18 protein-coding genes are annotated in these 21,831 nt (G+C 71.7%); 8 read left to right on the top strand and 10 right to left on the bottom strand.

The window, feature by feature from the left end; translation table 11 throughout:
• Both IE069_RS15630 and IE069_RS08410 read right to left on the bottom strand, forming a co-directional pair.
• A partial coding sequence (locus IE069_RS15630) for a sodium:solute symporter family transporter (RefSeq protein ID WP_444545868.1) occupies positions 1 to 959 on the bottom strand: 959 nt, incomplete at its 3' end.
• 81 nt (positions 960 to 1,040) lie between these two features.
• Positions 1,041 to 1,976 carry a LysR substrate-binding domain-containing protein gene (locus tag IE069_RS08410; RefSeq protein WP_189349686.1) on the bottom strand — a complete coding sequence of 312 codons (936 nt, stop codon included), beginning with the start codon at positions 1,974 to 1,976 and terminating at the stop codon, positions 1,041 to 1,043.
• Between the two features lie 94 nt (positions 1,977 to 2,070).
• On the opposite strand from IE069_RS08410, the gene IE069_RS08415 reads away from it, so the two are divergent.
• The gene (locus IE069_RS08415; RefSeq protein WP_189349687.1) at positions 2,071 to 5,649 is read left to right on the top strand and encodes a proline dehydrogenase family protein; all 3,579 of its coding nucleotides are present in this window, start codon (positions 2,071 to 2,073) and stop codon (positions 5,647 to 5,649) included.
• Between the two features lie 224 nt (positions 5,650 to 5,873).
• Positions 5,874 to 6,089 (top strand): hypothetical protein, encoded by a 216-nt coding sequence (locus tag IE069_RS08420; protein ID WP_189349688.1) that lies wholly within the window; start codon positions 5,874 to 5,876, stop codon positions 6,087 to 6,089.
• A gap of 30 nt (positions 6,090 to 6,119) precedes the next feature.
• Here the strand turns inward: IE069_RS08420 and IE069_RS08425 are convergent, their stop codons facing one another.
• Positions 6,120 to 7,196 carry an IS1249 family transposase gene (locus IE069_RS08425; protein ID WP_189349689.1) on the bottom strand — a complete coding sequence of 359 codons (1,077 nt, stop codon included), beginning with the start codon at positions 7,194 to 7,196 and terminating at the stop codon, positions 6,120 to 6,122.
• 265 nt (positions 7,197 to 7,461) lie between these two features.
• Here IE069_RS08425 and IE069_RS08430 point away from each other — a divergent pair, with 265 nt between their 5' ends.
• Complete coding sequence (locus IE069_RS08430) at positions 7,462 to 7,830, top strand: arsenate-mycothiol transferase ArsC (protein WP_189349690.1); 369 nt, start codon at positions 7,462 to 7,464, stop codon at positions 7,828 to 7,830.
• A 127-nt stretch (positions 7,831 to 7,957) separates the two neighbouring features.
• Here IE069_RS08430 and IE069_RS08435 read toward each other — a convergent pair whose 3' ends face one another.
• From IE069_RS08435 to IE069_RS08455, 5 genes are all read right to left on the bottom strand, one after another.
• Positions 7,958 to 8,236 (bottom strand): HPr family phosphocarrier protein, encoded by a 279-nt coding sequence (locus IE069_RS08435; RefSeq protein ID WP_189349691.1) that lies wholly within the window; start codon positions 8,234 to 8,236, stop codon positions 7,958 to 7,960.
• A 67-nt stretch (positions 8,237 to 8,303) separates the two neighbouring features.
• Positions 8,304 to 10,022: a phosphoenolpyruvate--protein phosphotransferase gene (ptsP, locus tag IE069_RS08440; RefSeq protein ID WP_189349692.1), complete on the bottom strand. Its 1,719-nt coding sequence runs from the start codon at positions 10,020 to 10,022 to the stop codon at positions 8,304 to 8,306.
• The gene (locus IE069_RS08445) at positions 10,019 to 12,073 is read right to left on the bottom strand and encodes a PTS fructose transporter subunit IIABC (protein ID WP_189349693.1); all 2,055 of its coding nucleotides are present in this window, start codon (positions 12,071 to 12,073) and stop codon (positions 10,019 to 10,021) included. The genes ptsP and IE069_RS08445 overlap by 4 nt, the downstream gene beginning before the upstream one ends.
• Positions 12,070 to 13,056, bottom strand: coding sequence for a 1-phosphofructokinase family hexose kinase (locus tag IE069_RS08450; protein ID WP_189349694.1), 987 nt, complete (start codon positions 13,054 to 13,056; stop codon positions 12,070 to 12,072). The genes IE069_RS08445 and IE069_RS08450 overlap by 4 nt, the downstream gene beginning before the upstream one ends.
• On the bottom strand, positions 13,053 to 13,838 hold the full coding sequence (locus tag IE069_RS08455; protein WP_189349695.1) for a DeoR/GlpR family DNA-binding transcription regulator: 786 nt from the start codon (positions 13,836 to 13,838) through the stop codon (positions 13,053 to 13,055). The genes IE069_RS08450 and IE069_RS08455 overlap by 4 nt, the downstream gene beginning before the upstream one ends.
• A 317-nt stretch (positions 13,839 to 14,155) precedes the next feature.
• Here IE069_RS08455 and IE069_RS08460 point away from each other — a divergent pair, with 317 nt between their 5' ends.
• Positions 14,156 to 15,994: a glycoside hydrolase family 15 protein gene (locus IE069_RS08460; protein WP_189349696.1), complete on the top strand. Its 1,839-nt coding sequence runs from the start codon at positions 14,156 to 14,158 to the stop codon at positions 15,992 to 15,994.
• Here the strand turns inward: IE069_RS08460 and IE069_RS08465 are convergent.
• Positions 15,991 to 17,433 carry an MFS transporter gene (locus IE069_RS08465; RefSeq protein ID WP_189349697.1) on the bottom strand — a complete coding sequence of 481 codons (1,443 nt, stop codon included), beginning with the start codon at positions 17,431 to 17,433 and terminating at the stop codon, positions 15,991 to 15,993. The genes IE069_RS08460 and IE069_RS08465 overlap by 4 nt on opposite strands.
• A 104-nt stretch (positions 17,434 to 17,537) precedes the next feature.
• Here IE069_RS08465 and IE069_RS08470 point away from each other — a divergent pair, with 104 nt between their 5' ends.
• A complete protein-coding gene (locus IE069_RS08470; protein WP_189349698.1) occupies positions 17,538 to 18,083 on the top strand; it encodes an acyl-CoA thioesterase in 546 nt (181 codons plus the stop codon).
• A 9-nt stretch (positions 18,084 to 18,092) separates the two neighbouring features.
• Here the strand turns inward: IE069_RS08470 and IE069_RS08475 are convergent, their stop codons facing one another.
• Positions 18,093 to 19,037: an NAD(P)/FAD-dependent oxidoreductase gene (locus tag IE069_RS08475; RefSeq protein WP_189349699.1), complete on the bottom strand. Its 945-nt coding sequence runs from the start codon at positions 19,035 to 19,037 to the stop codon at positions 18,093 to 18,095.
• Positions 19,038 to 19,131: 94 nt separating this feature from the next.
• Between IE069_RS08475 and IE069_RS08480 the strand changes: the two genes are divergently transcribed.
• From IE069_RS08480 to IE069_RS08490, 3 genes are all read left to right on the top strand, one after another.
• A complete protein-coding gene (locus IE069_RS08480) occupies positions 19,132 to 19,755 on the top strand; it encodes a helix-turn-helix domain-containing protein (RefSeq protein ID WP_189349700.1) in 624 nt (207 codons plus the stop codon).
• Positions 19,756 to 19,787: 32 nt separating this feature from the next.
• Positions 19,788 to 20,531 carry an IclR family transcriptional regulator gene (locus IE069_RS08485; protein ID WP_189349701.1) on the top strand — a complete coding sequence of 248 codons (744 nt, stop codon included), beginning with the start codon at positions 19,788 to 19,790 and terminating at the stop codon, positions 20,529 to 20,531.
• A gap of 89 nt (positions 20,532 to 20,620) precedes the next feature.
• A complete protein-coding gene (locus IE069_RS08490; RefSeq protein ID WP_189349702.1) occupies positions 20,621 to 21,826 on the top strand; it encodes a 4-hydroxybenzoate 3-monooxygenase in 1,206 nt (401 codons plus the stop codon).
• The last annotated feature ends 5 nt before the right edge of the window (positions 21,827 to 21,831 follow it).

Genomic DNA, 21,831 nt, shown 5'->3' on the forward strand with positions numbered 1-21,831 from the left:
ACGATCTGGGACATGTCCAGGAAGACCGTCTCAGGGTTCTCCAGCGGGGTGCCCTCGCGGTTGAAGTACGCCAGGCCGATGAGGGCCACGGCGACGGCGCCCAGGGCGGTCAGGATCATCCAACTGATGCCGATCCGGCGGCCGACCTTGGCGTCCTTGGCGGAGCGCAGCGCCATGAAGCGGACGATGATGTGCGGCTGGCCGAAGTAGCCCAGGCCCCACGCGGCGGCGGAGACGACGCCGATGAAGGTGGCCCCGCCGAAGAGCGACAGGTGGTTGATGCCGGCCTCGGCGTCGGCTGCCTGGATGCCCTCCGCAACGCCCGACGGGCCCATCACGAAGTACGCGATGATCGGCACGAGGATGAGCGAGATGAGCATCAGGATGCCCTGCGCGACGTCGGTCAGCGTGGCGCCGAGGAAGCCGCCGAACAGGGTGTAGCTCAGGGTCACCAGGGCGACGACGAGCATGCCCCAGATGTACGGCAGGCCGAAGGACGCCTCGAAGAAGGTGCCGCCGGCGACCATGCCGGAGGAGACGTAGAACGTGAAGAAGACCAGGACGATCGCGCCGGCGATGATGCGCAGCAGGCGGGACTTGTCGCGGAAGCGGTTCTCCAGGAAGGAGGGGACCGTGATCGAGTTGTTGGAGATCTCCGTGTACGAGCGCAGGCGCGGCGCAACGAACTTCCAGTTCAGCCACGCGCCGATCGTCAGGCCGATGGCGATCCAGGCCTCCACGAGGCCACTCGCGTAGATCGCACCGGGCAGGCCCATGAGCAGCCAGCCGGACATGTCGGATGCGCCGGCGGACAGTGCGGCGGTCCCCGGCCGCAGGCGGCGTCCGCCCAGCATGTAGTCGTCGAGATTGGACGTCTGCCGATAGGCATACACGCCGATCGCGATCATCGCGGCGAAGTACACGACGATCGCAATGGTCTGGAATGTTGTATCAGTCATTGTGTCCTCAATTGGCGTAAGTGAACAGCTTCTGAGTATGACACTCTGCCACGTTGCCTGCATCACATCGTGATGAAAACGTTACATGTTGGAGATGATGTCCGCGTCACTCGACAGCAGGGAGGCCTCCTCTTCGAGCGCCGCCCTGACGGCGGCCACGGCGGGGTGGGAGGCGGTCGAATCCCGGATCGAGGTGAAGACCTCCCGGCGTGGAAGCTCCTGCAGATCGAGCAGCCGGGCCGTCGTGTCCCGCTGCGTCCAGATCAGGTCCGGCAGCAGCGCCACGGCGTTGCCCGACTCGACGAGCCGGACCTGGGCCTGGAGGTCGGCCGATTCGTAGCGGATCTCGGGTTCGAAGCCGGCGATCCGGCAGGCCTGGGTCGCCCAGTGGCGCACGGCCGAACCCCGGGGCTCCATGACCCACGGGAGGTGCGCCGTGTCCTCGAGCCGGTCCACTCGGAAGAACTCCTCGGGCGAGTCCGGGTTGCCCGGGACGGCCAGCCTGATCACGTCGCGCAGCAGCGGCCTCCGGTCCAGCCCCGGGTGGTGCCGCGCCGCGTGGCCCGGGTACTGCTCGGCGACCACGAGGTCGAACTCCCTCGCCCACGTGTCACGCAGGGCGGTCTCCGGCTCGTGCTGGAACATGATCACGCGCACTTCCGGGTAGTTCAGGCGCAGCCGGCGGAGTGCGCCCGGCATCAGCGCCAGGGTGGCCGTCTGGAAGACCGCAACCCGCACCGTGCCCGTCACCTCGGTCTGGCTCGCGGCGAGGGCCGCCTCGGTCAGCTCCAGTGACGCCAGGAGCTCCTCCGTGTGGGCCACGAGGACGTGCGCCTGGGGAGTCAGCTGGACCTGCCGCCCGACGCGGCGCAACAGCTGCACTCCGGCCTCCTTCTCGAGGGCTGACAACTGCTGGGAGACGGACGACGGCGAGTAGTTCAGCTCCTCTGCCACCTCGATGAGAGTGCCTCGGATGCTGAGCTCGCGAAGCAGTCTCAGACGGCGAATGTCGAGCATGCGAAACCTCCCTGGAATCGTTCGGATTTGCTTAACGGAATCGTTCTGATTTGTTCGTTTTTGCTGCAATAAATCTTGCCCCATACTCGTCTGCATGACCACTAACTCCATCCCTGAGGCGGCCGCACAGCAGGTGCGCCCGCAGGACCTCGCAGACGAGGCCATTGCATTGGTACGTCGTTGGCTCACCGAAGCCTCGACTATTCCCGTCGACACGGCCGCCCAGCGGCTCGCCGGTGTACTCAAGGACCCCAACGGGCTCGACTTCTCGGTCGGGTTCGTCGACGGAGTCGTGCGTCCGGAGAGCAACCGGGCGGCCGCCCGCAAGCTCGCAGAGCTGACGGCGAAAATGCCGGACTTCCTGCCCTGGTACCAGAAGTCCGCGCTGAAGGTCGCCGCGCAGGTGGGGCCGGTCCTGCCCGGCATCGTGGTCCCGATCGCCCGGCGCGTCCTGCGCCAGATGGTCTCGCACCTGATCGTCGACGCCACCGAATCGCGCCTCGGGCCGGCGATCCACAAGATCCGCCGCGAGGGCACCCGCCTGAACGTCAACCTCCTCGGCGAGGCCATCCTGGGCGAGCGCGAGGCGGAGCGCCGAGTCAACGGCACCGCCAAGCTGCTGGCGCGCGACGACGTCGACTACGTGTCGCTCAAGGTGTCCTCGACCGTTTCGCCGCACAACCACTGGGCCTTCGAATCGGCTGTGGAGGACATCGTCGAGAAGCTGGCCCCACTCTACCGCCAGGCAGCGACGTACAGCCCCGCCAAGTTCATCAACCTGGACATGGAGGAGTACAAGGACCTCGAGCTGACCATGGCCGTCTTCGAGCGCCTGCTCGACCGCGACGAGTTCAAGCGGCTCCCGGCCGGAATCGTGCTTCAGGCGTACCTGCCGGACGCGCTGGGCGCCATGCAGCGACTGCAGGCATGGTCCGCCGCGCGCGTGGCCGACGGCGGCGCCCCCATCAAGGTCCGCCTCGTCAAGGGCGCGAACCTGCCCATGGAGATCATGGAGGCCGACGTCCGCGACTGGCCCGTGTCCACCTGGGATTCCAAGCAGGAGTCCGACGCCTCCTACAAGGCCGTCCTGGAGTACGCGCTGACCCCGGAGCACGTGAAGAACGTCCGGGTCGGCGTCGCCGGTCACAACCTGTTCGACCTGGCGCTGGCCCACCTGCTGGCGAAGGCCCGCGGCATCGACGTGCACTCGAACGCCGCTCCGCTCGAGTTCGAGATGCTGCTCGGCATGGCGACGGGCCAGGCCGAGGCCGTCCGCCGCGAGGTCGGCAGCCTGCTGCTCTACACCCCGGTGGTGCACCCGGGCGAGTTCGACGTGGCGATCGCCTACCTGATCCGCCGCCTCGAGGAGGGGGCGAGCCAGGAGAACTTCATGTCCGCCGTGTTCGAGCTCGATGAGAACGAGGCCCTCTTCGAGCGCGAGAAGGACCGCTTCCTCGCCTCGCTGGCGGATCTCGACGGCGAGCACTTCGCCGACGGCGCCGTGCCGTCGTCGAAGCGCACGCAGGACCGTTCGAACGAGGACCTCGCCTACGACGACGCCGCGGCAGCCGGCTTCGAGTCCGGATTCTCCAATACCCCGGACACCGACCCGGACCTGCCGGGAAACCGGGTCTGGGGCGCCGGGATCCTGGCGCGCGCCCAGGAGTCGGAGCTCGGCAACGACTTGATCCGCGACCACACGCTGGAGACCGCCGAGCAGGTGGAGGCCGCCGTCGACACCGCGTTGACCGCGTCCACGGCGTGGTCGCAGCTCTCGGGCGCCGAGCGCGCGAAGGTCATGGACCGCGTCGGCGTGAAGCTCGCCAACCACCGCGCCGACCTGCTCGAGGTCATGGCCTCCGAGTGCGGAAAGACCATCGACCAGGGCGACCCCGAGGTCTCCGAGGCGATCGACTTCGCCCACTACTACGGCAAGCTCGCCCGCGAGCTGGACGAGGTCCAGGGTGCCGAGTACCAGCCCAGCAAGCTGATCGTCGTGACCCCGCCGTGGAACTTCCCGGTGGCGATCCCGACCGGCGGCGTGCTCTCCGCGCTGGCCTCGGGCTCGTCGGTCATCATCAAGCCGGCCAAGCAGGCCGCGCGTTCCGGGTCCGTCATGGTGCAGGCCGTCTGGGAGGCCCTCGACGAGGCCGGCATCAGCCGCGACGTGCTGCAGCTGGTGCAGCTCAGCGAACGCGAGCTCGGCACGCAGCTCGTCAGCCACCCCGCGGTGGACCGCCTGATCCTCACGGGCGGCTACGAGACCGCGGAGCTGTTCCGCTCCTTCCGCAAGGACCTTCCGCTGCTCGCGGAGACCAGCGGAAAGAACGCCATCATCGTGACCGAGAGCGCCGACCTGGATCTGGCGGCCAAGGATGTCGCCTACTCCGCGTTCGCTCACGCCGGCCAGAAGTGCTCGGCGGCCTCGCTCGTGATCCTCGTGGGCGAGGTGGCCACGAGCCGGCGCTTCCGCAACCAGCTGGTCGACGCCGTCGGCTCCATGCAGGTCGGCTACCCGTGGGAGCCCGCCACGCAAATGGGGCCGATCATCGGCCCGGCGGAAGGCAAGCTCAAGCGCGGTCTGACCCAGTTGAACGACGGCGAGCGGTGGATCTTCGAGCCGCAGCAGCTCGACGAGTCCGGGAAGCTGTGGAGCCCCGGCGTGCGCGTCGGAGTCCGCCCGGGCAGCGAGTACCACCTGACGGAGTACTTCGGGCCGATCCTCGGCGTGATGACCGCGGACACCCTCGAGGAGGCCGTCGAGTACGTCAACGCGACCGACTACGGCCTGACCTCCGGCCTGCACTCGCTGGAGGTCGAGGAACTGGAGTACTGGCTCGAGCACGTCGAGGCCGGCAACCTCTACATCAACCGCGGTATCACGGGCGCGATCGTCGAGCGCCAGGCGTTCGGCGGCTGGAAGAAGTCGGCCGTCGGCGCGACGACCAAGGCCGGCGGACCGAACTACCTCGTGGGCCTCGGCGAATGGAGGGACGTTCCGCTCGAGGGCATGAGCGCCGCCGTCGTCGGCGCCCCGGCCGCCCTGCTGGACGCCGCGCGCGGCGTCCTCAGCGAGGAGAGCGCGACGTGGCTGGCCAATGCGCTGGCCGACGACGTCGACCAGTGGGCCCGGGAATTCGGTGCGACCCGCGACCCGTCCGGGCTGCAGGCCGAGCGCAACCTGTTCCGGTACCGCCCGGTCCCGGTCACGGTCCGCCTCGGCGGGGAGCCGAGCGACCGCTTGACGGCCGAGCTCTTCCGCGTGGTCGGCGCCGGGCTCACGGTCTGGCAGGCCCACGGGCACGTCGCCCCGGACGCCCGGGTGACCGTGTCGGTCGAGGACGTCTCCGACGAGGTCCTGTCGATCCTGCGGAACGCCGGCGTGCTGGTGGCCGAGGAGAACAACGACGACTGGGAGCTGCGCTTGGCCCAGCTCGGCGCCGCGGAGGGACCGCACGCTTCCAGCCGCATCCGTCTGATCTCCGACGATCTCGAGAGCGCCGCGACGGCCGCCCACGAGGCGGCCGAGGGTGCGCCGATCGTCGCGATCTACTCGCACCCGGTCGTCTCCTCCGGACGCGTGGAGCTGCTGCCGTTCGTGCACGAGCAGGCCGTCTCCATCACGACGCATCGCTTCGGCACTCCGGACCACCTCAGCGACGACATCATCTAGTCGTCCGCCAGGCGGTGCAGCGCCCCGTTCCCTCGTCGAGGGGCCGGGGCGCTGCGTCGTTCCGGCGCCGGCCGGTGTCTCATGGTGCAACAGGTGCGGCGTCGCCGGCCGCGACGACGTACAGTTTCCTGCTGGGGATCGTCGTACCCGTGGTTTCGTCCACGGTGCGCCGTCCCCGCTGTTGTTTAACGGGAAACCGCCACACGAACCGGAGGATGGAAACGATGCGCAACGAGACCGCCGCGAGCCCGGAGCACCCGGTGCCCGGCGACGCGTCGACCTTGGACCTGCACATCCTGGAGCGGGAGGCCGTGCGCCTCGCCGACCGCTACCGGGGGACGTTCGCCCCGATCATGGTCGAGTGGTTCGTGTTCGAGTCCTACGCGGCGCTGGCCGGGGACGCCCAGCTCCGCGACTACCTGGCCGCGACGGCGGGTTAGCGGCCAGAATGTGTGTCTTTTTCGGGCGTGTCATCGGCGTCCTCCGCCCCAGCCTTGCTGGATCCCGTTGCCGTCTTCCCAGCTGAAGCCGGTGTCGTAGGTGGCTGGTCCGAGGGGATCGTCCTCGACCGGTGTGCTCGTGCGCGATACCGGTTGCCAGTGCTCGGGCCGGACGTGGTCCCAGGGCTCGGCTGGATGCTCGGTCCGCTGGTAGAGGTACCAGTCGACGGCTCGACGCGCGTGGTCCTCGCGCAGCCCGCGGTGAACGCGCAGCACGTCCTTGATGCCGGCGTTGATGCCTCCCTCGAGCGGATTCGTCGTCCGCGGCAGCACCTCGTCCTCGACGGCTTGGGAGAGCCATGTGAAGAGCTCGTCGTGGCGGATCAGATCGTCGATGAGTTTCCGGGCCCGACGCAGTCGCAGGTGCGTGTACCACCACTTCTGGCCGGGCTTGACGTGCGAGGGGCGGACGGCGCCGTCGCGGGCGTGAGTGCGGTGCCCGGCGAACTCGTCCCAGCGTGACCACCACTGGCTGTAGGCGCTCGTCCAGGCCGAAGCCTCCACGGTCGTGGAAACCCGGCCCAGTGCCTTGATCAGGGCGAGCAGCTCCTGACCTGCCTTGAGTTTCGGTTTCCGGGTCAGGTGCTTGTGCGCGGCTTGGCGGATGTGGAAGTAGCAGCGCTGCCGGGCCGTTTCGGGCCAATGCGCCTGGATCGCCGAGGCCAGGGGCCCGTTGCCGTCGATGACGGCGATGTCCGGGGCCGGCAGCCGGCATATCAGCGCGTCCCACGAAGCGCGTTTCTTCCGGTCGCACCACTGCCAGCCGGTGACGTAGGCGCCGTTGTAGGCGACGAGCACGCACCACCCGTTGAAATAGGTGCCATCGAGCATCAGATACCGGTCCACGACCCCGGTCACGGGCATCGTCGGGGCCACGTTCCAGCACCACAGGGTGCGCCGGCGGAACGTGCGTGCGCTCATGGAGCCGGCGCCCTGGTTGTCCTTGCCGGTGATCCAGCCGATGAACGCGGCGAACTCGTGCCTGCGAGCGACGTCGGCGCGCGGCCGGCCCGGGTCGTACTCGCTCCGCAGGAACCGGCCGGGCAACGCCAGCGGACCGTGCCCTTGCTGGTGTGTCCGTTCTTCTTCATCCGCGCACCGCATACCGGGCAGGCAGGTCGATTGCAAGCATCCTTCACGCATAAAGGACTCAGCCTATGTCAAGAGCGAAATTGGCCCGCTATTGCTGGGAAGCAGTCCCCTCGCAGACACACATCTTGGCCTATAACCCGCGACGGCCGGGCGCTCCGCGAACGATCGGCTGCGCCGGATCCAGCAGTCGCTGGGCGCGGCGACGGCGGAGGGGCCCGAGGTGCTGTTCGTCTGCGTGGAGAACGTGGGGCGCGCCCGCCTGGCCGCCGCCTTCCTCCGGGATGCCGCCGGCGACGCGGTTACCGTGCGCTCGGCCGGCTCCCTCTCGGGCGAGAATCTCGACCCGGAGACCCGGTCGCTGCTCGTCGAGGGCCTGGCCCCGCAGCCGCTGACCGAGGACGCCGTCCGCTCCGCAGATGTCGTGATCACCCTGGGCTGCAGCGATGCCTGCCCCGTCTACCCGGACAAGGAGTACGCGGACTGGGACCTCCCGGAGGCGCGCGAGGACGAGGCGTCCGGGGCGGAGCGGGTCGCCGACTCCCTCCAGGACCGCGTCGCCGTCCTCTGGGAGCACCTGGCCGGCAGCTGAGGCCGCCCGCGGGGCCCGGATTCCCCGAGCCTCCTCCGGGGCGTCCAGGGCGGACGACGACGGCCGCCCTCCCCGCGGCGGGGAGAGCGGCCGTCTGCCCGCAGGAGCGGGCGGGAAGCGGACCGGACTACTCGGCGTCGTGGTCCGTCTCGAGAATGGCCACGAGCGCGTCCAGGGCGGCGTCCGCCCCATCGCCCTCGGCGCGCAGCACGACCTTGGTGCCGTGCTCGGCGCCGAGGCCCATCAGCGAGAGGATGCTCGAGGCGTCCAGCGCCTCCTCGGGCGCCTCGCCCTCGAGCGCGATCGTTACCTCGACGGGCTGCTCGGCGGCGGCCTCGGCGAAGATGGAGGCCGGGCGGGCGTGCAGGCCGACGCGGCTGGCGATGGTGGCAATGCGTTCTGCCATGAGGTTCTCCTTCTGGTTGGGTGGTGACGGCCCGCGCACGGGCCGGCGCCGGTAGGTGCAGGCGGTTCTAGAGTCCGAAGGTTTCCAGGTCCGGCAGCTGCGCGCGCACGCTCTCCTTCGCCTGGCCCGCGGACCCCGCAGCGAGAGCCAGGGAGGCGATGCGCCGCGCGTCGTCCAGGGTGACAGTCTTCAGGATCGCGGCCACGGCGGGAAGGGCCCGCCGGTTCATCGAGAGGGTCGCGACGCCCAGACCCACCAGCACGACGGCGAGGGCCGGGTCCGCGGCCGCCTCCCCGCACACGCCCACGGGCTTGGGGGAGCCGTCGCCGCCCGCGGCCGCGCCGCCGTCGGCCGTGGCCTTGATGAGGTGCAGGACGGCCGGCTGCCACGGGTCGTTCAGCTCGGCGAGGGCGCCGAGCTGGCGGTCCGCCGCCATCGTGTACTGGGTCAGATCGTTCGTGCCGATCGAGGCGAAGTCCACCTCGGCGGTCAGCTGCCGCGCGAGCACCGCCGCCGACGGGACCTCGACCATGACGCCCGGCGTCTTCAGCCCGGCTTCGGCGCACAGGGCGGCGAAGCGGGCGGCCTCGGCCGGCGTCGAGATCATCGGGGCCATCGTCCACACGTCCGCCTCGGAGCCGTCGGCGGCCTCGGCGATCGCGGCGAGCTGGCGGGCCAGGACGCCCGGGGTCGCGGTGTCGGTGCGGTAGCCGCGCACGCCGAGCGCGGGGTTCGGCTCCGAGTCGTCGGTGAGGAACGGCAAGGGCTTGTCGGCGCCCGCGTCGAGGGTGCGGACCACTACCTTGCGGCCGCCGAACGCGTCGAAGACGGCCCGGTAGGCCGCGACCTGCTCCTCGTGGCCCGGCTCCTGGTCCCGGCCCAGGAAGCAGAACTCGGTGCGCAGCAGGCCGACGCCCTCGGCGCCCGCCGCGGCGGCCGCGGCCGCGTCCTCGCCGCTGCCCACGTTGGAGAGCAGCGGGACCGGGTGCCCGTCGGCGAGGGAGCCCGAGCCGTCGAAGGCCGGCAGCTCGGTGCGGGACGCGTACGCCTCCGCCAGGCGGGCCTCGGCGTCGCCCGGGTTCCGGGTCACGGTCCCGTTGATCCCGTCCACGAACACGACGTCGCCGTCGGCCAGCGCCGTCGTCTCCGTCGCGGCGACGATCGCCGGGAGGCCGAGCGAGCGGGCGATGATCGCGGTGTGGGACTGCGGGCCGCCGTCGGACGTGACGAGGGCCAGGACCTTGGCGGGGTCCAGCGTGGCCGTGTCGGCCGGGGCCAGGTCCACGGCCCAGAGCACGAACGGCTCGTCCGCGTCCGGGATGCCCGGGGCGGGCACGCCGCGCAGCTCGGCGACGATGCGGGAGCGGACGTCCAGGACGTCGGTGGCCCGCTCGGCCATGTAGCCGCCCAGGGCCGCGAGCTGGGTCGCGACCGCGTCGGCGGCCTCCCAGATCGCCGACTCGGCGCTCGTGCCGGAGGCGACGAGCTTCGTCGCCGACTTCAGCAGCGTGCGGTCCGAGGCCATGAGGGCCGTGGCCTTCAGGACGTCCGCGGCGTCGCCGGTGGCCTTCGACGCGCGCTCCTTGAGCGTCGCGGCGACGGCCTGGGTGGCCTGCTTGAGGCGCTCCGACTCCTCCTCGACGGTGGCGCCGCCGGCGATCGGGTCGCCGTCGGCGGGCGGGGCCACCGGGTCCGGCATCCGCTTCACGGAGCCGATCACGCGGCCGGCGCTGACGCCGACCCCGGCGAAGGTGCGGGCGTCGTCGTGCTGGATGGGCTCACTCATGCTGCAACCTCGGCTGGGACGGACTTGCGGGCGAACTTCTTCAGCGCCAGGACGGCGGCGGCGGAGACCACCGTGCCGGCCAGGGTGGCGACGATGAACATCGGCCAGGTGCCGTCCATCGCGAAGAAGACGAAGATGCCGCCGTGCGGGGCCTGGCTGACGACGTCGAAGCTCATGATCATCGCGCCGGTGGTGGCGGCGCCCAGCATGGAGGCCGGGATGACGCGCAGCGGGTCGGCGGCGGCGAATGGGATGGCGCCCTCGGAGATGAACGCGGCACCCAGCAGCCAGGCGGCCTTGCCGTTCTCGCGCTCGGCACCGGAGAACTGCTTCGGCGAGATGGTGGTGGCCAGGGCCATCGCCAGCGGCGGGACCATGCCGGCGGCCATCACGGCGGCCATGATCATCAGCGGGGCCGGGTTGGTGGCCAGGGAGGCCGCGCCGAGGCCGGCGACGGCGAAGGAGTAGGCGACCTTGTTGACCGGGCCACCGAGGTCGAACGCCATCATCAGGCCCAGGATCAGGCCGAGCAGCGCCGCGGCGGTGCCGGTCATGCCGGAGAGCCAGCTGTTCAGGCCCTCGGTCAGCGCGGCGATGGGGCCGCCGAGGAAGAGGAACATGAGACCGGAGGCGATGATCGAGCCGAGCAGCGGGACGATCACGACCGGCATCAGGCCGCGCAGCCAGCGCGGCACGGACCACGAATTGATCCAGCGCGCGGCGAGGCCGGCGATCAGGCCGCCGACGATGCCGCCGAGGAAGCCCGCGCCCATGAAGCCGGCGACGGCACCCGCGGTGAAACCGGGGGCGATGCCGGGCCGGTCGGCGAACGCGAACGCGATGTAGCCGGCCAGGGCCGGGACCAGGAAGCCCATCGAGAGGGCGCCGATCTTGAAGGCGACCGCGCCCAGGTAGGCGGACATGCCGCCGTCGGGCAGGTTGAAGAGGGTGTTCTCGGCGAGGATGTCGTCGGCGACGCCGGTGATGTCGTAGCCGCCGAGCAGGAAGCCGAGCGCGATGAGCAGGCCGCCGCCGGCCACGAACGGGATCATGTAGCTGACGCCGGTGAGCAGCGCGCGCTTCAGGGCGCCGCCGACGCTCTCCCGGTCGCCGGACTGCGCGGACTCGTCCGGGCCCGATCCGGACGCGGCCGGCACGCGGCGGGCGTCCGGGTCGGAGGCCGCGGCGACGGCCCGCTTGACCAGCTCGGCGGGTTCGTCGATGCCGCGCTTGACGGGCACCTGGATGACAGGCTTGCCGGCGAAGCGGTCGCGGTCGCGCACGTCCACGTCGACCGCGAAGATCACGGCGTCGGCGGCCGCGATCACGGCCGGGTCCAGCGGGGTCGCGCCAGCGGAGCCCTGCGTCTCGACGGCGATCTCGACGCCGGACTCCTCCCCGGCCTGCGCGATCGAGTCGGCGGCCATGTAGGTGTGGGCGATGCCGGTCGGGCACGCGGTCACGACGACGAGCTTGGGCTTGGTGCTCGGAGCGGCCTCGGGGGCCGCCTGCCCGCCGCCCGCGTCCGGGGCGTCCGCGGGCGCCGCAGCGGCGGCCGGAGCCGCCGTCGTGCCCGTCTCCGCCGGTGCGACGACGCCGCGCACCAGCTCGACGATCTCCGCCGGGGTCCGCGCCGCGCGCAGGGCCGCCGTGAAGTCCTTCTTGACCAGGGCGCGGGCGAGCTTGGAGAGCAGCTTCAAGTGGTCCTTGTCGGCACCTTCCGGGGCGGCGATGAAGAACACCAGGTCGGCGGGGCCGTCCTTCGCCCCGAAGTCCACGGCCGGCTCCAGCCGGGCCATGCCCAGCGTCGGGACGGTCACGGCGGCGGAGCGGCAGTGCGGGATCGCGATGCCGCCGGGGACGCCGGTGGCCGTCTTCGCCTCGCGGGCCTTCGCGTCCGCGGCGAGGTCCTCCGCCGTGGTGGCACGGCCGGTGGACGCGACGATGGCGGCGAGCGCATCGATCACGGCCGCGCTGTCGGTGCCGAGGTCGGCGTCCAGGCGGACGAGCTCCTCGGTGATCAGTTCCTGTGAACCCTGGATGTCGGTCATGGCTGGTCCTTACCGGTGAGGGGGACGACGCGGACGGCGTCTTCGGTGGTGTGGGAGGGGGTGGGGATGGTGGAGCCGGGCAGCGAGGCCGCCGCGGCGCCGTAGGCGACGGCCCGCCGCAGGCAGTCGGGGCGGGGCAGGCCCGCCGACTCGGCGAGCACGAAGCCCGCCAGGGAGGAGTCTCCGGCGCCCACCGTGCTGCGGGCGGTCACCGGTGCGTGGGTGCCCTGCCACGCGCCCGAGGCGGTGACGAGGACGGCCCCGGCCGCACCGAGCGTGGCGAGCACGGCCTCGGCCCCGGCGCCGATCAGCTCCCGGGCCGCTGCGACGGCGCGGTGCGGATCGGCCTCGAGCTCGGCCTCGGTGGTGCCGCCCACGAGCTCGGCGAGCTCGTCGGCGTTCGGCTTGAGCAGCGTCGGGACGGCCGCGGCGCCGAAGCCCGTGCCGCCGTCGAACAACGCGGCGAGCGGGGCGCCGGAGGTGTCCACGGCGATCTTCGGGCAGCGGCCGCCGAGCTCGCGGCGCAGCGTGGCCGTCAGCCGCGCGTAGAAGTCCGCCTCGACGCCCGGCGGCAGCGAGCCGGCGAGGACGAGCCAGGCGGCGCCGTCGGCCGCGTCGGCGACCAGTCCGCCGAGCTCCCGCTGCTGGTCGGCGTCCAGGTGCGGGCCGGGCTCGTTGATCTTGGTGGTGGTGCCGTCCGGCTCCGTCAGCGTGATGTTGCTGCGCAGGGACGCGCCGATCGGCATCGCCCGGTAGGGGAGGGACGCGGCGTCGAGACCGAGCACGAGCGGGTCCGCCGTGTCGCCGGGCAGCAGCGCGAGGGTCGCGGACCCGGCGGCGGCGACGGCGCGCGAGACGTTGACGCCCTTGCCGGCCGGCTGGGCGTGCGTGGAGCCCGCCCGCTGCACGCCGCCGCGCTCGAGCCGGCCGTCCAGCTCGATCGTGCGGTCCAGGCTGGGGTTGGCGGTCAGGGTGACGATCATGCGAGCACGACCTCCACTTCTGCGGCGTCGAGGGCCGCGGCGAGATCGGCATCGGGAGCGGCGTCGGTGACGACCGTGTCGATGGCGTCGAGGTGGGCGAAGCGGACGAGCGCCTCGGCATGGAACTTGCTGGCGTCGGCCAGGACGACGACGCGGCGCGCGGAGTCGACGATGGCCGACTTCACCGCCGCCTCGAGGTCGTCCGGGGTGCTCAGGCCGAAGGTCGGGTGCAGGCCGTTGGTGCCGATGAACGCGATGTCGGGGCGCAGGGACGCGTAGTGCTCGACCACGCGGGGGCCGATGGCCGCGCTGGTCAGGCCCCGGATGCGGCCGCCGACGAACTCGAGCTGCAGGCCCGCCCCGGCCGGGAGCCGGTGCGCGACTGGCAGCGCGTGCGTGATCGTCAGCAGTTCGGAACCGCGTGCGGCGGCGTACTCCCCGGTCAGGCGCGTGGCGAGCAGCTCCGTCGTCGTCCCGGCGTCGAGTACCGCGGAGACGTCGCCCGCGGGCAGCAGGGCGAGGGCGGCGTCGGCGATGCGCGCCTTCGCGTCGGCGTGCAGGGTGGTGCGGGTGACGTGGCTCTGCTCGCTGGTGCTGGCGGTGGTCGCGGCGACGGCGCCGCCGTGGACGCGGCGGAGGATGCCGTCCGCCTCGAGCTGGGCGAGGTCGCGCCGGACGGTCTCGCGGGTGATGGAGAACCGGTCGGCCAGGGCGGAGACGGTCACCTTGCCGTGTTCGCTGATCAGCCCGTCGATGAGCTGGTGGCGTTCCTCGGCGAACATGGCGCCTCCTTCTGTCTCGGTCCGCCCGTCCACGCCGACGTGGTCGACGTAACGGGCATCACATGCAATCTGTGTTTGCATGACTTTATGCCCGTTCATGTGGGAACGTCAAGATGTTTGGCAGAAAACCCACGGAAACGGGCAGTTCTCCCGGTGTCCGCCCGCCGTTTGCCTCCGGCCGGCGCCAGCGTGGCCGTGCGCGACATGCGGTACCCCCGGCCGTGCGCGAAACCGGGCCGTGACGAGGGCGTAATCCGTGGCCGAAACGGGATGCTCAAGACCTTGCATCGGGGCCGGTCCTGGGGTTGTCTGGAGCAATGGCATCACCCATCGAGGACTACGCACTGCTGTCCGACCTGCACACCGGCGCCCTCGTCTCCCTGAACGGAAGCGTCGACTGGCTGTGCTTCCCGCGCTTCGACTCCAGCGCCCAGTTCACGGCGCTGCTCGGCGACCAGTCCCACGGCCGGTGGCTGCTGGCCCCGTCCGGCGCGCCGGACAACGGCGGCGGAGGGGGGATCGGGGCCAACGACGAAGACACGCCCGTCGTGGTGGAGCGCAGCTATCTCAACTCCACGTTCGTGCTGCGGACCCTGTGGCAGACGTCGTCCGGGCACGCGCTCGTCACGGACTTCATGCCGATCGGCGCGCACCGGGCCTCGCTGATCCGCCGGGTGGAGGGGCTGGCCGGCAGCGTGCGGATGCACCAGGAGATCACGTTCCGTCTGGACTACGGCGACGTCGTCCCCTGGGTCCGCCGGCACGGCATCGCCAGCCGCGGCGGCAAGTCGATCGTCGCCGTCGGCGGACCGGATGCGCTGGTCCTGCACGGCGACCGGCTGCCGCGCGCCAGCGACCTCAAGCACGAGGGCGACTTCCTGATCTCCGCCGGCGAGGTCGTGGACTTCGAGCTCTCCTGGTACCCGTCGCACCGCCAGGTCCCGGACCGGATCGACGTCGGCGTCGCCCTCCAGGACACGGCCTCCTACTGGCGCAGCTGGGCGCGCGACTTCCCCGAGCAGAACCAGTACGGCCGGATGGTCCAGCGCTCGCTGCTGGTCCTGCGCGCGCTCACCCACGAGACGACCGGCGGGATCGTCGCGGCCCCGACGACCTCGCTGCCGGAGGCCTTCGGCGGCGAGCGCAACTGGGACTACCGGTTCTGCTGGCTGCGCGACGCCGCGCTGACGCTCGAGGCGATGATGACCCACGCCTACCAGCAGGAGGCCGTGCAGTGGCGCAACTGGCTCCTGCGCGCGATCGCCGGCAACCCCGAGGACCTGCAGATCATGTACGGCCTCGCCGGCGAGCGGCGCCTGCCCGAGCGCGAGCTCTCTCACCTTCCCGGCTACGAGGGCTCCACCCCGGTCCGCGAGGGCAACGGCGCGGTCGACCAGTACCAGGGCGACGTCGTCGGCGAGGTCATGGTCGCCCTGGAGAAGCTGCGCAACATGGGCGGGCTCGAGGACCACTTCTCATGGCCGCTGCAGAAGGCGCTGCTGACCTACGTGGAGAGCAACTACGACCGCACCGACCACGGCATCTGGGAGATGCGCGGCGAGAAGAAGCACTTCACGCACTCCCGCGTGATGATGTGGGCGGCGTTCGACCGGGGCGTCCGCGCGGTCCGCGAGCACGGCCTCGAGGGCGACGTGGAGCTGTGGGAGCAGCGGCGCGACGCCCTCTACACGGAGATCATGGAGAAGGGGTACAACCCCGAGGTCGAGGCCTTCACCCAGACCTACGGCGGCACCGAGGTCGACGCGTCGCTGCTGGTGCTCCCGCAGGTCGGCTTCGTGGCGTACGACGACCCGAAGATGCTCGGCACGGTGGCCCGCATGGAGCGCGACCTGGTCGACGATGAGGGGCTCATCCTGCGCTACCGGACCGACGCTGGCCTCGACGGGCTGCCGCCGGGGGAGCATCCCTTCCTCGCGTGCTGCTTCTGGCTGGTCGAGCAGTACGCCCGCTCGGGCCGGATCGACGACGCCCGCGCGCTCATGGACAAGCTGATCGGCTTCGCCAACCCGCTGGGCCTGATGGCGGAGGAGTACGACACGGAGCACATGCGCATGGCCGGCAACTTCCCGCAGGCGTTCTCCCACCTGGCGCTGATCCGGGCGGCGGACGCGATCAACGCGTCGCTGCCGGTCTAGCCCGAGCGGAGGGGGTGGGCGATCTCGTCCTCGCGCAAGCGGCCCGCGAGCCAGGCGGCCACGCCCACCACCGGGGAGGCGAACGCCGCCACGCAGAAGATCACCCACAGCGGCAGGACCTCGCCGAGCGGGCCGGCGACGGCCATGGACACCGGCATGAGGGCCAGCGACACGAAGAAGTCCAGGCTCGAGATCCGGCCCAGCATGCGTGCCGGGACGCGCCGCTGCAGGAGCGTGCCCCAGATGACGTTGCCGATCGCGCCCGTCACGCCGACCACGAAGACCGCCGCGAAGAGGTGCCACACCTCGGTCACGAACCCGACGACGGCCAGCGGCACCGTGCCGAATCCCCAGACCAGGACCATGACGGTCAGGTAGCGGCGCGGCAGGCGCAGGGACGCCGTGGTGATCGAGCCGACCGCCGAGCCGATCCCGAACGCCGCGAGCACGAACCCGAACGTCCGCGCGTCGCCGTCGAGCCGGTCGCTGACGATGAACGGCAGCAGCACCTCGATCGGGCCGATGAAGCTGACCACGGAGAGCACCGCGAAGACCAGGGTCCACTTCAGCCACGGGGTGGCCAGGGTGTAGGCGAAGCCCTCGCGCATCTCGCCCAGCATGCTCGGCCGGCCGGCGGGCTCCGCACCGGGGTCCGCCGCCGGTCCGGAGCCCGGCTCCGGGGCGGCCCCGGTCCGCGTGGGCTCGACCACGGGCAGCGCGCCCGTGGATGGCGCCACCACGGGCAGGGCGCCGGTGGAGGGCGCCGCGCTGACGGCGGTCGCCTGCTGCGGGGCCCCGTCGTCGTGCCGGGCCCCGGCGAGGGTGTGCTCGCCGTGGGTGTCGTAGGCGGGGTTGCGGCTGATGAAGCGCAGGACGACGACGGCGGCCAGGTGGCAGAGCGCGATCCCGACGATCGCGTGGCCCGGGCTGAGCGCGGCGACGATCATGCCCGCCGCCGCCGGGCCAGCCGCGGTCTGCAGGACGGGGCGCATGGTGCCCTCGACGCCGTTGGCCGCGAGCAGGTCGGCTGCCGGCAGCATGCGCGGCAGCAGCGCCGAGTAGGCCGGGTAGAAGAACGCGGCGCCCGCCCCGCCGAGGAAGCCGGCCAAGGTCAGGTGCCACAGCTCGATCATCCCGGTCGTGGCCAGCACCGCGGTGCCCGTCATGACGGCCAGGCTGAGCGCCTCGACCGCGATGATGATCTTCCGGCAGGAGAGCCGGTCCGCCGTGATGCCGCCGAGCAGCACCAGGGTCACCAGGCCGAGGCTCGACGCGGTCGCGACGACGGAGAGCTGGGCCGGCCCGCCGCCGAGTTCGCGCACCTGGTAGACCATCGCCACCGCCCACATGCCGTGCGCGAAGACGGACGCGATCATGGCGCTGACAAGGATCGAGTAGTCGCGGTACGCGAAGGGGCGCAGCGGTCGGGGCAGGGGCATGGGTCGATTCTCTGGCCACCAGTTGGCAGTTGTCAATCGGTGGCGCCGCCGCGCCGGGGCGGCGGGTGTGGCCGAGAAAGTTACCGGGTAGTAATGTGGATCACATGCACATGATCTTCCGGCTGATTCTGCTCGCCTTCGCCTGGCGCACGCGCCCGAAACTGGGCCTGTTCGACGTCGGCAGAATGCCGATGCGCGCCACGCTCACCGACATCGACTTCGCGGGCCATATCAACAACGGCATGTACTTCTCGATCTTCGACCTCGGCCGCTTCGACCTGCTGCTGCGCGCCGGCGCGTGGCAGCGGATCCGGCGCCGCCGCTGGCAGCCGGTGGTCCAGGCGGAGACGATCCGCTTCCGCAAGTCCGTCGAGCTCGGCACCAGGTTCGAGATCGAGTCCCGGATCGTGGGCCTCGACGAGCGCCACGCGTTCCTCGAGCAGCGGATCGTCGTCGACGGGGAGGTCTACGCCTCCGGGATGATCGCGGCCCGCTTCAAGGGGCCGAAGGGCCCCGTGCCGATGTCCGAGGTGATCGACGTCCTCGGTGCGGACGTCCCGGCGGATCTCCGCGAGCCCGCGTGGGTCGCCGACTGGCTCGAGGAGACCCGGCTGCCGAGCGCCCGCCGCCCGGCGCCCAGCACCTGGTGACCGCGCCGCTCAGACGGCCGCGGCGAGCTTCGCCGCGACGTCCGCGGTGATCAGGTCCATGTTCAGCTGCGCGCCGGCCGTGACGCCGGCGGCGGCCGCGTGCGGCACGCTGGCCCCGATGTCGGCGCTGTTCCCGGCCGCCCACACGCCCTCGATCGCGGTCGCCCCGCGCGGGTCCGTCTCGATGAACACGCCCATCGGGTTCTCGGCGAGGACCCCGCCGAGCCCCGTGTAGAGCTCGGCGCGCGCGAGCATGCGCGACTGCACCGCCAGGGCCTCGAAGGCGAGCTCCGTGCCGTCCTCGAGCACGACGCCGGTCAGCCGCCCGCCCCCGCTCGTCGCCCGCGCGATCCGCGCGTCCACGACGGCGACGCCGGCCGCCGTGAGCTGCGCCCGCTGGTCGGCAGCGACCTCGGCGTCGTGGGCGACCAGCGTCACCTGGTCGCTGAGCTGGGAGAAGAGCAGGGCCTGGTGCGTCGCCATCGGGCCCGAGCCGACGATCCCGATCTTCTGATCGCGCACCTCCCAGCCTTGGCAGTACGGGCAGTGCAGCACGGACGTGCCCCAGTGCTCGGCCAGGCCGTCGATCTCCGGCAGGACGTCCACGAGCCCGGTCGCCAGCAGGACGCGGCGGGCGGTCAGGCGCTCGCCGGAGTCGAGGGAGACGCCGAAGAGCCGGCCGGTCGCCCCGGCGTGCTCCTCCAGTGACTGCACCTCGGCCGAGCGCAGCTCCACGCCGTACTTCTCGGCGTCGCGGCGCGCTCGGGCCAGCAGGTCGGCCGGGGCGGCGCCGTCGTGCGCGAAGACGTTGTGCGCGGCGGGCGAGGGGGCGTTGCGGGGGTGTCCCGCGTCGAGGACGACGACGCGGCGGCGCGAGCGGCCCAGGGTGGTGGCCGCCGCGAGGCCCGCGACGGAGCCGCCGATGATGGCGACGTCGTAGGTGGTGTTCTGCATGATTCCTCCAAAGTTGAGAAGCGTTCGCATAAACAGTGTGCGCCGCGCGGGCACAGATTGGCAAGCGGTCTTGCCGGTATGGCAAACTAAGTGGATGAGCGAATGCCAGAACCCCGACCACGACCGCGAGACCCTCGACGGCGTCGCGTCCCGGCTGCGCCTGATCCGGCAGTCCCGCGACCTCACCCTCTCCGCCGTGGCGGACGCGACGGGCATCTCCGTCAGCACGCTCTCGCGCCTCGAATCCGGCGGGCGCAAGCCCACGCTCGAGCTGCTGCTGCCGCTCGCGCGCCACTACCGGGTCCCGCTGGACGACCTCGTCGGGGCGCCGCCCGTCGGCGACCCGCGCGTCCACATCCGGCCCATCCGCCGCCACGGGCGCACCATCCTGCCGCTCAGCCACGGCGTGGTCGGCGGCGGCAACGACGACGGCCCCGGGCTGCGGGTCTACAAGCAGATCCTGCCGGGCACCGCGGAGCGCCGGGCGCCGAAGCCGCGCAGCCACCCGGGCCACGAGTGGATGTACGTGATCGCCGGGCGGCTGCGACTGGTGCTCGGCATCGGCGCGGACGCCCGGGACTTCGAGCTCGGCCCCGGGGAGGCCGCCGAGTTCGACACCCGCACCCCGCACTGGTTCGACGCGGCCGGGCCCGAGGCGGTCGAGCTCGTCGCCCTCTTCGGCGCCGACGGGCAGAAGGTCCACGTCTCCCAGGTCTGACGCGGCGGGCCGGGCGCCGATAGGATCGGGCCATGGCCAACTCACGCTCGGGCGACAAGCTGCTGGACCGCATGGTCCGGATCCTCGAGTCGTTCACCGCCGAGGAGCCGCGGCTGACGGTCGCCGAGATCGCCGCGCGGGCGCAGCTGCCGGCCGCCACGGCCTACCGGCTCGTCGACGACCTCGCCGGCCAGGGGTTCGTGGTGCGCGAGGGCGGCGCCGTGCGTCTGGGCATGCGCCTGTGGGAGCTCGCCAACCGGGCCTCGGCCACCCGCGATCTGCGCCAGCTCGCGCTGCCGTACCTCGAGGACCTCAACCAGCTGCTGCGCCAGCACACCCAGCTCTCCGTCCTGCACGAGGACGAGGTCCTCATCCTGGAGCGGCTCTCCCGCCCCGGGGCGGCCGTCAACCAGGCGCACGTCGCCGGCCGGCTGCCCGTGCACCAGACGTCGATGGGCATGGTGCTGCTCGCGTTCGCCCCGGCGCACGTCCAGTCGGGCTACCTCTCCCGCCACGAGCGGGCCGTCGCGGATTTGCACGGCGACTTCCGCCGGACCCTCGCCGAGATCCGCCACCGCGGCTGGGCGACCTTCGACGGCTTCCTGGACGACACGACGACGGGGGCCGCCGCCCCGGTGCTGGACCGCGCCGGCCACGCCGTGGCCGCCCTCGGCGTCGTGATCCCGCGCGGTTCGGACGCGCTGCCCGCTGTCTCGATGGCCCTGATGACCGCCGCCCGCGGCGTCTCCCGCGACCTACAGGCGCGTGGCGACTAGAACTTCCTATTGAATGGGAATTCGGTGGATTCCCTGTGGCTGGCCGCACAGACTGGTGCGGTACACGCCACTCGAGCAAGGGGACCGCAATGGGGCAGACACCGACCGTGATCAAGACCCGCGTCGGCATCGTCGGCGGCGGACCCGCCGGGCTCATGCTCTCGCATCTGCTCGCGTCCGCAGGGATCGAGAACATCGTCGTCGAATCCCGCGACCACGAGACGATCCGCACCACCCACCGCGCCGGCATCCTCGAGGCCGGCTCCGTCGCGCTGCTGGCGGACACCGGCGTCGACTCCCGCGTGTCGACCCACGGCGACGAGCACGCGGGCATCGACCTGCGCTTCGGCGGCGAGTCCCACCCGCTCGACTTCAAGGACCTCGTCGACGCGACCGTCACCCTGTACGCGCAGAACGAGGTCTTCGTCGACCTCGCCGCGGCCCGCGCCCGCGACGGCGGCGACGTCCGCTACAGCGCCGAGGTCACCGATGTATGGGATCTGGAGACCGGCGCTCCCAAGATCGGCTTCGTCCAGGGCGGCGACGGGGACGACGCCGGCACCTCCTGCGAGGTCCACGCCGACATCGTCGTCGGCGCCGACGGCTCCCGCAGCTTCTGCCGGCGCGCGGTGGCCGGCGAGCGCGAGTACAAGTTCGAGTACCCGTTCGCGTGGTTCGGCATCCTCGCGGAGGCGCCGAAGTCCGCCCCGGAGCTGATCTACGCGAACTCGCCGTCCGGATTCGCGCTGATCTCCCAGCGCAGCGAGTCCGTCCAGCGCATGTACTTCCAGTGCGACCCTGCCGAGAACGTCGACGACTGGAGCGAGGACCGGATCTGGTCCGAGCTGGCCGGCCGCGTCGCCGGCCCCGACGGGTTCGAGCTGAAGACCGGGCCGATCTTCGACAAGACGGTGCTCGGCTTCCGCTCGTTCGTGCGCGAGCCGCTGTCCCACGGCCGGCTCTTCCTCGCCGGCGACGCCGGGCACACCGTCCCGCCGACCGGGGCGAAGGGCCTGAACCTGGCGCTCGCCGACGTGAAGATCCTCTTCGAGGCGATCGACAGCTTCTACGCGACCGGCTCGGACGCGCTGCTCGACGCCTACTCGGACACGGCCCTGCGCCGGGTCTGGAAGGCCCAGAACTTCTCGAGCTGGATGACCTCCATGCTGCACACCCCGCCCGGGCAGGACCCGTTCGTGGCGCGCCGCGCGCTCGGCGAGCTCGACGCCGTCGTCTCCTCCCGGTACGGGCGGCAGTACCTGGCCGAGTCGTACACGGGCTGGCCCCACGGTTGAGCCGG

This window comes from Zhihengliuella salsuginis, from assembly GCF_014651715.1.
GTDB lineage: Bacteria > Actinomycetota > Actinomycetes > Actinomycetales > Micrococcaceae > Zhihengliuella > Zhihengliuella salsuginis.

Coding starts and splice junctions, on each gene's coding strand:
- IE069_RS08410 (WP_189349686.1), bottom strand. CDS start 1,976: ATGCTCGACATTCGCCGTCTGAGACTGCTTCGCGAGCTCAGCATCCGA.
- IE069_RS08415 (WP_189349687.1), top strand. CDS start 2,071: ATGACCACTAACTCCATCCCTGAGGCGGCCGCACAGCAGGTGCGCCCG.
- IE069_RS08420 (WP_189349688.1), top strand. CDS start 5,874: ATGCGCAACGAGACCGCCGCGAGCCCGGAGCACCCGGTGCCCGGCGAC.
- IE069_RS08435 (WP_189349691.1), bottom strand. CDS start 8,236: ATGGCAGAACGCATTGCCACCATCGCCAGCCGCGTCGGCCTGCACGCC.
- ptsP (WP_189349692.1), bottom strand. CDS start 10,022: ATGAGTGAGCCCATCCAGCACGACGACGCCCGCACCTTCGCCGGGGTC.
- IE069_RS08445 (WP_189349693.1), bottom strand. CDS start 12,073: ATGACCGACATCCAGGGTTCACAGGAACTGATCACCGAGGAGCTCGTC.
- IE069_RS08450 (WP_189349694.1), bottom strand. CDS start 13,056: ATGATCGTCACCCTGACCGCCAACCCCAGCCTGGACCGCACGATCGAG.
- IE069_RS08455 (WP_189349695.1), bottom strand. CDS start 13,838: ATGTTCGCCGAGGAACGCCACCAGCTCATCGACGGGCTGATCAGCGAA.
- IE069_RS08460 (WP_189349696.1), top strand. CDS start 14,156: ATGGCATCACCCATCGAGGACTACGCACTGCTGTCCGACCTGCACACC.
- IE069_RS08465 (WP_189349697.1), bottom strand. CDS start 17,433: ATGCCCCTGCCCCGACCGCTGCGCCCCTTCGCGTACCGCGACTACTCG.
- IE069_RS08470 (WP_189349698.1), top strand. CDS start 17,538: ATGCACATGATCTTCCGGCTGATTCTGCTCGCCTTCGCCTGGCGCACG.
- IE069_RS08475 (WP_189349699.1), bottom strand. CDS start 19,037: ATGCAGAACACCACCTACGACGTCGCCATCATCGGCGGCTCCGTCGCG.
- IE069_RS08480 (WP_189349700.1), top strand. CDS start 19,132: ATGAGCGAATGCCAGAACCCCGACCACGACCGCGAGACCCTCGACGGC.
- IE069_RS08485 (WP_189349701.1), top strand. CDS start 19,788: ATGGCCAACTCACGCTCGGGCGACAAGCTGCTGGACCGCATGGTCCGG.
- IE069_RS08490 (WP_189349702.1), top strand. CDS start 20,621: ATGGGGCAGACACCGACCGTGATCAAGACCCGCGTCGGCATCGTCGGC.